This window comes from Mycobacterium sp. 23 (genome assembly GCF_048287075.1).
In the GTDB taxonomy this organism is placed as follows: Bacteria; Actinomycetota; Actinomycetes; order Mycobacteriales; family Mycobacteriaceae; genus Mycobacterium; species Mycobacterium gordonae_B.
Genome location: NZ_JBLVUX010000005.1, coordinates 2,260,094 through 2,271,269 on the forward strand (window position 1 = coordinate 2,260,094; position 11,176 = coordinate 2,271,269).

Consider the following 11,176-nt stretch of genomic DNA (forward strand, 5'->3'; position numbering starts at 1 on the left):
GGGGTAAGTGCGGGGCGGGTTACGCGTTGGGTTGCAGTGCTCCGTACACAATCATGATTGCGACACTGAGCGCGACAATCCCGAGCATGGCGAGGAATGCGGAGACGATGACCATCAGCTCCTCCTGCGGTATCCGGGGCCGGTTCACAGGTCCACCGCTGTCACCGCCCGGGCTTTCCTGGCCGCTGAGCGGACCTGGGAGCGCAGGGTGCGGGGGTCGTCACCGTCGAGGTCGTTGAGGTCGTCGAGGAGTTCGTAGAAGGCTTTGGAGATGACGTTGAGGCGCCGGTTGCAGGCTGCGCATTCCCCGGCTATCCGCTGGTAAGCCTGCGCTGCTTCTTCCTGCCAGAGGCCGTGGTCCCGGGCGAGGGTTTCAACTTTCGTTTTCGCCGCTTCGGATTCCACCTTCGAGGCTTCGGCGAGGTCTTTCGCCGCGGTGGCCCTCTGCCCGCCGCGGTTGAAGATGGCATTGATGAGGGCCACGCCCACGCCCCCACTGAACAGGCCGGTGGCGGCGGCGGTGATGATGCTGGCGAGGTTCATTTGCTTTTCTCCACAGCCCGCAACCGCCGGACGTCGCGGGTGATGAACAACAACGCCGAGACGAAGAACGCTGTCCCACCGAAGGCGCCGAACCCTCCGTGCCCGATGGGTTCAGACTGGACGGTCCCGGTGATGTAGGCGAGCAGAACGAGGGCGACGGTGACGTCTCCGGTGATTTGCAGGAGGTGGCCGGCGTAGATGAGCCGGTTGTGCAGGGACTTCCCCACCAGGCACGCCAGGGGTCCGAGGACGAGCAGCCCATACCACAGCGCGACGTACGTCTGCCCCATCTGCCCTTTCAGGGTGAGGGGGGCTTGGAAGTGGGACACGAACAAGCCGTTCAATCCGCAGAGGATGAACGCGGCCCCGAACACCGCCTGGAACAGGACGATGTTGTCGGCGTCGAGGACTTCCCAGAACCGGTTGAGCAGCCTCGATGAGGCGGCCCGGAATCTAGGCATCGGGGGGTGGTTGCAACAGGTCGGCTGTGGTCACCGTCTTCTGGGGAGGCTTGCGTCGGCGCGTAGGCTTGACCTTGTCGGCGGGAACGAACGAGGCGGGCGGTGTGCCGGGGAGCGTCTGTCCGAGCAGCGACAGCAGCAGCGCCAGAATGGCCCCCGCGCCCGCGGCGGCAGCCACACCCCATCCGGGGATGCTGAGGTGGGTGTCTTTATCCACCGAGCCGATACCGCCCAATATCCAGGCGTTCATGGCGTTGGTGGCGGCGCCGAAGATGATGTGGTTGAGTGTGCTGCGCCAGAACGAGGGCGCGAAGTAGTCGGGGGTGGTCATGGCGTTCCCTTCGATGGTGGTTAGCGCCGGAAAGACGCCACGATGTCGCAGGCGACCTCGAACCCGCTGCGCCCGCCGAACTCGTCTTTCGGGGCGTAGTAGTCCCCGTGCACGCCGATTCCTGGTAGCGCCATCAACAGGCCGAGTAGGTCAGGGATGCTGGTCAGCAACCCTTGAACTGACAGTGTTTTGATGAGCTCGGGGTCGGGTTGTTCACCGCTTCCGGTGATGCCGCCGACGATGGGCGCCAAGGCCCCTACTGGGAGTCCCGCGGCGCCGGACAGGATAGGCAACGCGAGCGGGCTGGTGAGGTTGCCGACGAATGGGGCTATCAGGTTCAGTAGGGCGGGGATGGCGATTTGTCCGAGGTAGATGACGAACGGCAGTTCGGTTTCGGCGCGGACAATCACCTCGTACGCTAGGCGGGCAATCTTGGATTGGCAGGCCGCGTAGAAGTCCGGTGTCGGGGACTGGTTGGTGATTGACCAGGTGAGGTTTTCCAGCCAGTCCGGTGCACGCCACCCGGAGATGCCAGAACCGGGGGGATTGTTGCCAACCTTCGTGGGTCCGGGCTTGCGGGTGGGGTCGCCGAACGCGATGACACCGTTGATGCGTGGGCGGAGATGCGCGTACCGGCCGCCGTCGCCGAACAACCTTGCCACCGACCTTTTCATGCCCTCCGCGGACTGGGAGTAGGAGAAGAACCAGAACTCCACGTTTGGGTCGTTCAGGTCGGGGTTGAGGCTGATGAGGCGTTCCAGTTCGGCATCTTCGGAGGCGATGACGTCGTTGTAGGACAGTGACGGGTCACCGCCCATGAAGCCGAGGTACCCGCCGATGGGGTAGCCGACAGGCTGATGGTTCAAGTTCAGCACCGCTTTGCACCATTCGCCCAAGTCGAACGGCGGACCCACCCACCACGGAACACCCGACCCGGGAGCGGAGTAGCACCAGATAGGGCGGTGCGGGCGAACGATTTTCAGGTCAATCAGGTCCTGGTCCGAGACAATGCCGCTGGCGGATTCCCTCGACGGGGCCTGTCCGGTACGGAACTGATATTCCTTCTGCCACGACATAGCCCGGGGGCCGTACTCGTCGGTGTTCGGGTCAAGGGGGCCGAGGGTGCGGCCGTAGCCGTGGAACATGGCGTCCATGACCTGCCGCCAACGGCGGACCGTTTCGTTGCGGTCGCCGAGTTTAAGGGGCATCAGGGCTTCTCGGTTTGGAATGTCACGATGGCGACTTCGGGTGAGTCGACCTTGCGCACCATCGCGGCCAGGCCGTCACGCAGCGTCAGTTCGTCGCCGTTGATACTGACGCCCATCGACGAATCTGCGCTCCAGTCGGGGTGTTTGGGGCCGAGCTGGTCGAAGATGTAGCGGACCTTGGTCAGGAGTTCGGTCTGTTCGTCGTCGGTGAGTGCCATGAGCGGGCCTTCCTCCGGTTCGGATGCGATGAGAGTCAGCAGCCGGTCCCCCACGCTGAGGGCCTGTTGGTATCGGTTGCGGCGGTCGGTGATTCCGTTCTGGCCGCCATTGATGAGCTGGGTGACTGCGACGATGTCTCTGTTGTCGCAGAGACTGTTGATGGTGGGGCGGGCGACGGTCCAGAACCACGCTGGGCCGATGCCGGCCCACTTCAAATCCGCCAACGCAACAGGGTTGTCCACGAAGTAGTTCGGGTCATCAATCAGACCCTCCTGTGCGGCCCACCTTCCGAATGCGGCGTAGTTGGCCTGCCAGGTGATTTGTATCCACGTCCGCCCGATGTAGGGGGCGTAGCGGCCGTTCTTCGCGTACTCCTCGGTGGTGTTGAACCCGTCGGACTCGTGCCCCCACTGGGCGAGTGCCATCGCTATCCGGTTGACGGTGTTGCACTCGGCCAGCTTCAAACCGGCCATGAGGGGGTCGATGAGTTGCGCGGCGCGGTCCTCGTCAATGACGGGGACGGCGTCGTAGAGGGCGGTGATAGCAGCGGCGCGAGCGTCCGGGGCGGGAGAAGGTTGAGGCTGCTGGGGTATGGCGCCGCGGCGGGCGGAGGAGCCGTCTGGGCCTATCTTGCGGCTGATGAAGTCGTCCACGAACGGGTTGCCGTAGGTGTTGATGTTCCCGCCGTTGGCGAGAGACGCCAACTGAAAATGCATAGCGTCCTTGGGTGAAGTCCAGTCGTTGCCCCAGAAGACGATGCCCTCATACCAATTCAGCAGCTCCCGTACCTTCGCCAGCTTCGCCTGGTTGAACCCGGCGTCGGCTACCTGGAACGGGTGTGAATCCCAGTTCAAATCCATTGCGGTGCCGGACAGGTGGTTTGAGTCGCCGACTGAGTTGCCTGCCGTCCAGGACGCCGAGTCAGCGTCCCGTAGCGGCTCTACTTCTGCGTTGAAGTCTGCTGCGAAGGCCCGCAGGATTTGCAGGGGTTGCCCGTTCTGGATTTGGAGGCTGACAGGAGGGTTGGTTCCAGGGACTATCACCCATGTGCAGGAGCCTTCGTCGACCATCGGCCAGCCGTTGGAGGACCAGTCGTTGCCGTAGACGGTGCGGCGTGCCATCAGCGCCCTTTCAGGTGGCGTAGCGCGGAGACGAGGGCGTTGAAGGCGCGTTCGCGCACGGTGGGGCGGTGGTGGCCGCAGTACAGGCACTTACGCCGCGGGGTCACTGGGGACCTCAGGCTCAGGCTCCGGCACAACCTCCGGCGCCGGTTCTTCCCACGGAATCCCCAGCCATTCGGCGTGCTGCTTCGGGGACATTCCGACGACCTTCGTGCCGTCAATCGCCAGATACCCGCCGGGGAGGGCGACACCGTTCTTGGCGACACCGTCTTTGTCCCACGGGATTACCGCGACCTGTACGCCTTCGGGGGTGGGGACGGCCTGGACGTCAATCTCGATGAGGTTCGTCAGGCCCTTCTTGACGATTTGCGCCAGTCCTTTGAGTATCTGCGATGCGCCGCAGTTGGATTCACAGGTGCAGACGTCGGCGAGGCTGGTGGGAAGTTGCAGTGCTTGGGGGGCGACGTTCGCCGCCGGTTGGACAGCACTGAACCCGGAAAGTTCTGTCATGTTTATCCTTAACTAAATTCCAGAAAGTGACCGCAGCCGGACGACGGCGCTATTGCCGCCGGAATTGTTACCACCCCAACCGATTTGAGTCATCGTGAGGAAATCTGTACGCCCACCCGAGTAGACCAAATTCCAGTCGACACCATTAAGTGAATACTCAAAATAGCGGTTGCTTCCGTCGTCTCGGACACGCAGCCAGTTCGGGAAAGCTAGAATATCGGCGGGGATTTTCTTCTGAACATAGCTGGCGCTAGCACTGGTTGCCGAGTTCCACTTGAAAACATTCAGGTGGAATCCGCCCTGCGCGCTGTCGCAATGGATACCGAAGTCAATAAGTTTTCCGCTGCCATCTCTTAGCACTAGGCCGCTATTGAAATAGTTGCCCGCCAGGGCCGACACTTCGATATAGGCGGTTATGGTGTAATTCGATGTCGCTGCGGGTGTGCGGTATTCCACGCGCCAGTTATCACCAGCTGCAGAAGGAAGGGTGAGCTTCCGGGCATCCTCGGATACCGAGAATGACGCAGAGCCGAGGGTTGTGGTTGACCAACCCGACGAGGGCGGTTCGGTGGCAAAGGCTTTCGGCCCGAGATAGATGTTCTCCCAGGCGCCGCCGTTGTCGCGGTCGATGCGCCCGCAGTCGCTCGATGCGTACTGGCGACCTTTGGCGTCGACACTGGAGGCGGGGCGACCGCTGAACGGGTAGGCGGCGGGTGGTGGGGGGTTGTCCTGGTAGGTGACAGCGCGGATGGCCGGGGACAGCGTCGTCGAGTTAGCGGCGAGCATGTCGAGGCCGACATAAAGGTACGAAGCACCCAGCTGCGAGATATGGGAAGAATCGGTGTAAGTAATTGCCGGAGTCCCGTTATACAACACCTGCATCGCATATTGACTAGACGATGACGGGTCTCCCAAAATAACTCTCACAACACCGCCGGACGCCAAACCTGGTAAATCGGCAGAGTAGGCAAAATGGGTGAACGTGCCGCTCACATAACACCCCAACTGAAGCCTGGCCACACCAGTGCTTGAGTTCTTAGCGGTCAGCACGGCAACCCGGGTCGTCCGAGAAGAATTTTCCCGCCCACAAATTGCGGTCTGAATCCCCAACCCACTGAGAAGCGAGTTCAAAGGCCCTAGGGTGGCGGTGATTACCTGATATTCAGTGGCGGTCTGGGTGGGGAACACCTCAGATTGATTCGCCCCATACGGAGACGTTCCTTGGTGCTGCGCCGCACCGGAGGTAATCCCGATGCCGCTAGTGCCTGGCGACATAACCCCAGACATATTGGCGGCGTTCGCCATGCCAGAGAAGTCAACGGTGACGCTTACATTCCCCGCCGACGCCGGGGACACATTGAACACCGCATTGAACGCCGACTGCTGCTGGGCAAGGTTCGCCGCCTGTGCCGCCGCAGCCGCCGCAGCCGCCGCGTAAGCATCCTGCGTCGGGGTAATCCCAAAGACACCCGACAGTCCCTGCAAGAACTGCGCCGGGGCAGTCAGCAATAGGTTCAGGTTCGTCTGCGCATCGGCCAGAGCGGTGCTACCACCCGAAAGTAGGCCCGCAGCAGCGTTGTTGATGCCGTTGATGAGTCCTTGGGCGTTGGCCTGGATAGTCCCGACGGTCTGGCCCGCCACCGTGGCAGCGGTGTTGATGGCCCCGGTAATTCCAGCTCCGAGAAGCTGCCCGGAGGAGTTGATGTTGGTGAACAAGGTGTTGAGGGCAACCCCACCCACCGTCACCGCGGTGTTCAAAGCTCCTGTGGCGGCGGAGTTGATGACCCCGATGAACTGCCCAGACCCGTTGAACAAGGAACTCACTGCTTGTCCACCGATGGTGACAGCCGTGTTCAAGGCCCCCGTAGCGCCTGAAAGGAGCAGCTGCCCAGAGGAATTGATGTTCGTGAACAAAGTGGACAGGGACGTCCCGCCCACTGTGACGGCGGTATTCAATGCGCCGGTGGCGGCGGAGTTCAGGACGCCGATGAACTGACCGGAGCCGTTGAAGATACTGCTGATAGCTTGGCCGCCGATAGTGACAGCGGTGTTGAATGCCCCCGTCAACCCGGCGGCGTTGAACTGGCCGATGTTCCCCCCGGTGGGGGTCAAATTCTTCAACAGCGACGTAGCGAGGTTTTGGAAGCCGGCGGAGGCGTCGTACAGGCCGGTGGAGACGATGTTCGTCAAATAACTAGGCAGGGTGTTCGCCCCGGAGATGAGGATGTTGGCGCCGGGGATGGCTTCCAACGCTGCTTTGACCGCGGCGACAGTGTTTCCCGTGGACAGGCCGCCGTTGATGGCCTGGAAGATGGCGTCGAGGACTGCTTGTATCTGGTCGAAGACGTCGGTGATGGTCGTGGCGATGCCGGTGCCGCCGACGGTGACGGCGTCACCGATTTCCCCGAGTAGGTAGGCGGCGTCGTACTGGCCGGCGGCGTTCAGATGCTGAACAAGAACGTCGATGGCGCGGCCACCGACTTCGACCGCCCCGGTCAGGGTTCCTGAAATCAGTTCCGCGGGAACAGTTGTGAGGAAATCAATCAACGAGTTGATGAGGGCACCCAACGCCGCCCACGTCGCCTGCCCGGTGGCGGTGAGGAACGCCGTGAGGTTTGAGGCCAAATCGTTGAACTCCGAAACCACACCCGCCAACGCTGTTCCCGCGCCCGACATGTTCCCGCCGCCCACCGCAGCGACAAACGCCGCGATGTCCGACAGCAGACCGGAAACATCCCCGACCACGCTCGTCAGGTAGGACACCACTGAGGAAACAGTGCCCGGGCCGGTGCCGCCGAGCGCCTGGAACAGTCCGTCAATCAGCTGCTGCACCAGGTCTGCTACCGGCGCCAAAATGGGGATGTCGAACGGGCTTGACCCGATAATGACTGTGCCTGTCCCCAACCCGAGGGGGTCGCCGATGATGTAGCGGATGTCGGCGAAGAACTGGGAGATGATGCCGCCGGTGGCGGCGTCGATGCCGGTGATGAACGTGCCGATTTGCTCAATCGTGGCCATCAGGCCCGTGTACTGCAGGACGTTCTCGATCAGGTACGCCCCGGCGGCGACCTTGTCGAAAGTGGATGTGTCTTGGTCGAGGAACCCGAACAGCAGTTGCAGGTTGTCTACGACGTTGTTGAGGATCGGCAGGAACGGGGACAAATCGATGCCGGTATAGCGTCTGATGGCCGGGAACAGGAAGTCCGCCACCCACTGCTGCACCGCGTCAATCAAGTCATCCAGAGACGGCGTTTCAGGCCGGTTCGGGAAGTAGCCGATCCGCTCCAAAGGGGAGTGGGAGATGGGCAGCCCACCCGCACCGAGGAACGGATCCCCTGCAGTCGGCATTAGACCGGAATCATCAGCGCGCCGAGCTGCGCGCCGCCCGCATCGAAGGAGTACAGGCCGGCGGCGCCGTCGTTGTAGGCGTTCACAAACAGTGTCGAGGCGGACCCGGTGGAGTTGGCGGGGATGACCGCCCGCCCATTGTCGGGGGTGATGGCGTCGTTCGGGGTGAACGCGGTCGAAAAGTGCGGCCCCACACTCACATAGCCGGTGATGTTCCCGTACCCCCGAGCAACAACCTGACCGGTCGGGCTCCCCAACCTGACTTCCACGCCGATGATGAAGGGGGTGGTGTCGAGTTCGATACCGGTCAGCCGGAACCGGCCCTGCACCCACGGAACGACATCCCAATCAATCGGCGGTATCAGGCAGGTGCCGATGGTGATTCGGGTGCCGATGGCCAACCCCACACTCGCGAAGTGCCCTTCGGGGTAGGAGAACGCTTTCGGCACCGCATGAGAAGGGACGACGGGCTTGTATTTGGAGCCGTCCCACGTCGGCAACGCCCCGACTTGTTCGTCGCCGTAGGTGTAGAGCGTCCAGTCCGACCCCACCCCGGCGGGGCCGCGGATGATTTCGCGGTTGATTTCCGCCGTCCACGTCGGGGACGCGTTGCTCCCGGTCTTCGTTATCCGGTAGCCGTTGGCTTTGTCGGAGTTCGCCCACGAATCCGTCTCATCCTGGGTGACGACGTGAAAGACGGGGGTGATGCGGGGGACGGGGCCGGCCTGCCCGGGCATCCCCATTTTGAACACTTCGAAGTCGGCGCCGTTCCACATCGCCCAGTTGGAGCCGACTTCGTTGTTGTCCTCATCGAAAACCCGGACAATCCAATACTTCCCCAAATCCACATCGTCGTCGGTGAGGTTCTGGGGGAGGTCGTCCATCGAGTCCAGGATGGGGAACATCCGCTGCCCCAGTGGGGCGTTACTGCCGGGGGGGCCTTGTTCGCCTTGGATGGCAGACGTCTCGAGCATCGCGTTCGGCCCGAACCCCTCAATGCTGTACTCCACCATGTCTGGGGTGTCCAGGTCGGAGATGACACCGTAGGCGTGGATGGTGGCGTCGAAACTCCCCAAATACTGGCGGGATCCGATGGGCAGCGTCATCAGTTCCTCTTCTCGTCTATCTCGTTGAGTGTCGGTTTCACCGACCACGGCTTCGCCGGCTCAGAAGGTGGGGCGATGATGGGTTCATCGGGGTCTGTCAAAGGCACGTAGGCGACCAGGTCGCCGTAGGGGGAGCCGACCACCTTCCGCCGCTTCACCTGCGCCTTCGAATGGTCTTTGCGCCAGCCGCAGCGAATCAGGTGGTACACAATCAGCGGCATCAAATCCGGATGCAGATGATTCAGCAGCGCCACAGGGCCTTTCGTCTGCCCTGGCGGCGGTGGGCCTTCCGGGTATTTCAAATCTTCGGCGAGCTCGAAACCTGCGGTCTCGATGTCGGTGATGAGCTCCCGCACCTTCTCGGCTTCGTCAACATCCACAGGCCAAACCCCGTTTTCGCTAAAACAGCATGTCGCCGCCGATGACGGCGGACAGGACCGAACCCAACCCCTGCAGGGCGTGGATGCCTTGGGTGAAGGGGTCTTCGTTCTTCGAGTCATCCCCCACGGACACAACGAAAGTGATGGGCTTGGACCGGTCGTACTCGTATTTGATGGCGTGGGCGCGGTCGACGTAGATGATGCCGTCCTGCTCAAAACCCACCCGGTCATCAAGCATGATGTCGTGGTAAATCGTGTACGGCTGGGACTGCATGATGGACGTCTTGAACGACCGGAACGCCCGAGTTTTATGCCGCCCCTGCCTCAATGTCAGGATGGCGGAGATGGTGTAGGCGGCGTTACCCCGTTCGAAGCTCTCCAAATACGCCATGTCGCCCGTATAGAAAGCGACAATGGGGTCTGTGTAGCGTTGCCACGCAAGGAGTTTGTTATCCAGCTGGCCTTGGTACAGCTCTTCCAAACCGGAGCCGATGGGGGCGGTACCGGTGGACGCACCCCACCCAACAACGATGGATGTCTGCAACTGCGACAGACCGTACTTGATGAAGAAGGTCTGCAAATCGTTCACAAGCTTCGGGCTGCGGCCGCCGGTCATGATGGTTTTGACGGGGCCTTTGTGCTGCGTGTAATTCGACTCGATAATCCCCGAATGCTGCCCATCCCTGTACACCGCCCACGGCACCGGAGGCGCAACCCCGAACAGTCTTTTGAAGATGGGATCCACCTCCACCTCGGGGTCCACCACCCCATCCACATGACCGTCCACGACAGGGAAAACCGTTGTGGTAATGAGGTCATCGAGGGTGGAGGCGAACAGGTTGATAGCCCCATCCGCAGCCGTCCCCGTCGGGCCGGCATAACCGGAGTGGTCCTCAAACGCAACGAGGACGTGGTTGCGTACCGGCCGAACAAGATCCGACACCGTCGCACCATCCGGGATGTCCCCCAACCCAGTGCGCTCGAGGAACGCGTCCACCATCCCAATCAAGGGTCCGACGATGGGGATGGACCGCAACGGAACATCCGGCAGCAGCCCCGCCAGTTCGGGCTGCGCATGGTCAACATCTTCTTTAAACACCGTGTACGCCCGCGCGGTCACCCCGGCATCGCGCATGATGTCGGCTGTCGCCGAATGGAAGTCGTTCCACTGCCCCGTCAACACCGTCGTCCGCGACTGGTCAGTAAGAGGGTTGACGAACTGCACCTGGATAGGCCAGTACAGGGGGTTGATGTTCTGCACCGCCCCCACACCGAACGGATTTAACCACCCGAACGGGTTCATGATGTTCGTCAAAATCGACATGTGCGGCTCGTACTGCCGCAACAAGTTAATGAACAGCGTTGACGCGCAAGCAGTCCTACAGTTAGCCGGCAGCATCCACATGGACAAGGGCTGCACTTCCGGCGGCATGAACGGTGTGCTTCCGACGAGCACGTGTTTTAAGTGCTGTCTCTGGGCGGAGGCGATCAACTCGACAGTGTGAATCCCGGAGGAGTCACGCTTGGAGTTGATGGTGGTGATTTTCCCGCCCCACCGAGTGAGATAGGACAACCTGGTGGGGTTGATATCAATCGACAAATGCAGGTCTTCTTCGAGCCGCACCTGGTTACGGACAAAGTCCGCCAAATCGGAGCCGCCGCGTAAGACAATCCCCGCTTCGCCTGTGTCGGTAGCGATTTCCTCAAAACGGACGGACCGTTCCCCACCGATTTGGGCGATGTGCTCCAAATTCTTGTCCTGCATCCGCAACAACGGTCGCTGCCGGAACGCATTCTGCAGCGTCCTAGCGCGGGATTCGTTGTACCGGTAGGCGGCGAGAGGGTCGGTGGCCGGCAGAGGCCGCCCCAACGCCCCGACCACCATGTCCTGCATGACCTGCGGCATGTGCCTGGTGAACTCGAGCGGCCCGCGGAACAGGTCATCCACC

11 protein-coding genes are annotated in these 11,176 nt (G+C 61.8%); all 11 read right to left on the bottom strand.

Annotated features, from left to right (window positions below):
• Nucleotides 1-19 precede the first annotated feature (19 nt).
• A complete protein-coding gene (locus ACNQS7_RS11630; RefSeq protein WP_418012640.1) occupies nt 20-148 on the bottom strand; it encodes a hypothetical protein in 129 nt (42 codons plus the stop codon).
• Nucleotides 145-543 (bottom strand): hypothetical protein, encoded by a 399-nt coding sequence (locus ACNQS7_RS11635; protein ID WP_418012641.1) that lies wholly within the window; start codon nt 541-543, stop codon nt 145-147. Before ACNQS7_RS11635 ends, ACNQS7_RS11630 begins: the two co-directional genes overlap by 4 nt.
• The gene (locus ACNQS7_RS11640) at nt 540-1,004 is read right to left on the bottom strand and encodes a hypothetical protein (protein WP_418012642.1); all 465 of its coding nucleotides are present in this window, start codon (nt 1,002-1,004) and stop codon (nt 540-542) included. The genes ACNQS7_RS11635 and ACNQS7_RS11640 overlap by 4 nt, the downstream gene beginning before the upstream one ends.
• Nucleotides 997-1,335: a hypothetical protein gene (locus tag ACNQS7_RS11645; protein ID WP_418012643.1), complete on the bottom strand. Its 339-nt coding sequence runs from the start codon at nt 1,333-1,335 to the stop codon at nt 997-999. The genes ACNQS7_RS11640 and ACNQS7_RS11645 overlap by 8 nt, the downstream gene beginning before the upstream one ends.
• 20 nt (nt 1,336-1,355) lie before the next feature.
• A complete protein-coding gene (locus ACNQS7_RS11650; RefSeq protein WP_418012644.1) occupies nt 1,356-2,543 on the bottom strand; it encodes a peptidoglycan-binding protein in 1,188 nt (395 codons plus the stop codon).
• Nucleotides 2,543-3,883, bottom strand: coding sequence for a M15 family metallopeptidase (locus ACNQS7_RS11655; protein ID WP_418012645.1), 1,341 nt, complete (start codon nt 3,881-3,883; stop codon nt 2,543-2,545). The genes ACNQS7_RS11650 and ACNQS7_RS11655 overlap by 1 nt, the downstream gene beginning before the upstream one ends.
• Nucleotides 3,884-3,973: 90 nt before the next feature.
• A complete protein-coding gene (locus ACNQS7_RS11660) occupies nt 3,974-4,393 on the bottom strand; it encodes a hypothetical protein (RefSeq protein ID WP_418012646.1) in 420 nt (139 codons plus the stop codon).
• Nucleotides 4,394-4,405: 12 nt separating this feature from the next.
• Entirely contained in the window at nt 4,406-7,741 is a 3,336-nt protein-coding gene (locus ACNQS7_RS11665) for a beta strand repeat-containing protein (RefSeq protein WP_418012647.1), read from the bottom strand.
• Nucleotides 7,741-8,847 carry a hypothetical protein gene (locus ACNQS7_RS11670; RefSeq protein ID WP_418012648.1) on the bottom strand — a complete coding sequence of 369 codons (1,107 nt, stop codon included), beginning with the start codon at nt 8,845-8,847 and terminating at the stop codon, nt 7,741-7,743. Before ACNQS7_RS11670 ends, ACNQS7_RS11665 begins: the two co-directional genes overlap by 1 nt.
• A complete protein-coding gene (locus ACNQS7_RS11675) occupies nt 8,847-9,227 on the bottom strand; it encodes a hypothetical protein (RefSeq protein WP_418012649.1) in 381 nt (126 codons plus the stop codon). Before ACNQS7_RS11675 ends, ACNQS7_RS11670 begins: the two co-directional genes overlap by 1 nt.
• Before the next feature lie 19 nt (nt 9,228-9,246).
• Entirely contained in the window at nt 9,247-11,175 is a 1,929-nt protein-coding gene (locus ACNQS7_RS11680) for a hypothetical protein (RefSeq protein WP_418012650.1), read from the bottom strand.
• Nucleotide 11,176: the final 1 nt, after the last annotated feature.

Excerpts from the sequence above, each read along its gene's own strand:
- ACNQS7_RS11665 (WP_418012647.1), bottom strand. The coding sequence starts at position 7,741 with ATGCCGACTGCAGGGGATCCGTTCCTCGGTGCGGGTGGGCTGCCCATC.
- ACNQS7_RS11670 (WP_418012648.1), bottom strand. The coding sequence starts at position 8,847 with ATGACGCTGCCCATCGGATCCCGCCAGTATTTGGGGAGTTTCGACGCC.
- ACNQS7_RS11635 (WP_418012641.1), bottom strand. The coding sequence starts at position 543 with ATGAACCTCGCCAGCATCATCACCGCCGCCGCCACCGGCCTGTTCAGT.
- ACNQS7_RS11655 (WP_418012645.1), bottom strand. The coding sequence starts at position 3,883 with ATGGCACGCCGCACCGTCTACGGCAACGACTGGTCCTCCAACGGCTGG.
- ACNQS7_RS11645 (WP_418012643.1), bottom strand. The coding sequence starts at position 1,335 with ATGACCACCCCCGACTACTTCGCGCCCTCGTTCTGGCGCAGCACACTC.
- ACNQS7_RS11660 (WP_418012646.1), bottom strand. The coding sequence starts at position 4,393 with ATGACAGAACTTTCCGGGTTCAGTGCTGTCCAACCGGCGGCGAACGTC.
- ACNQS7_RS11640 (WP_418012642.1), bottom strand. The coding sequence starts at position 1,004 with ATGCCTAGATTCCGGGCCGCCTCATCGAGGCTGCTCAACCGGTTCTGG.
- ACNQS7_RS11650 (WP_418012644.1), bottom strand. The coding sequence starts at position 2,543 with ATGCCCCTTAAACTCGGCGACCGCAACGAAACGGTCCGCCGTTGGCGG.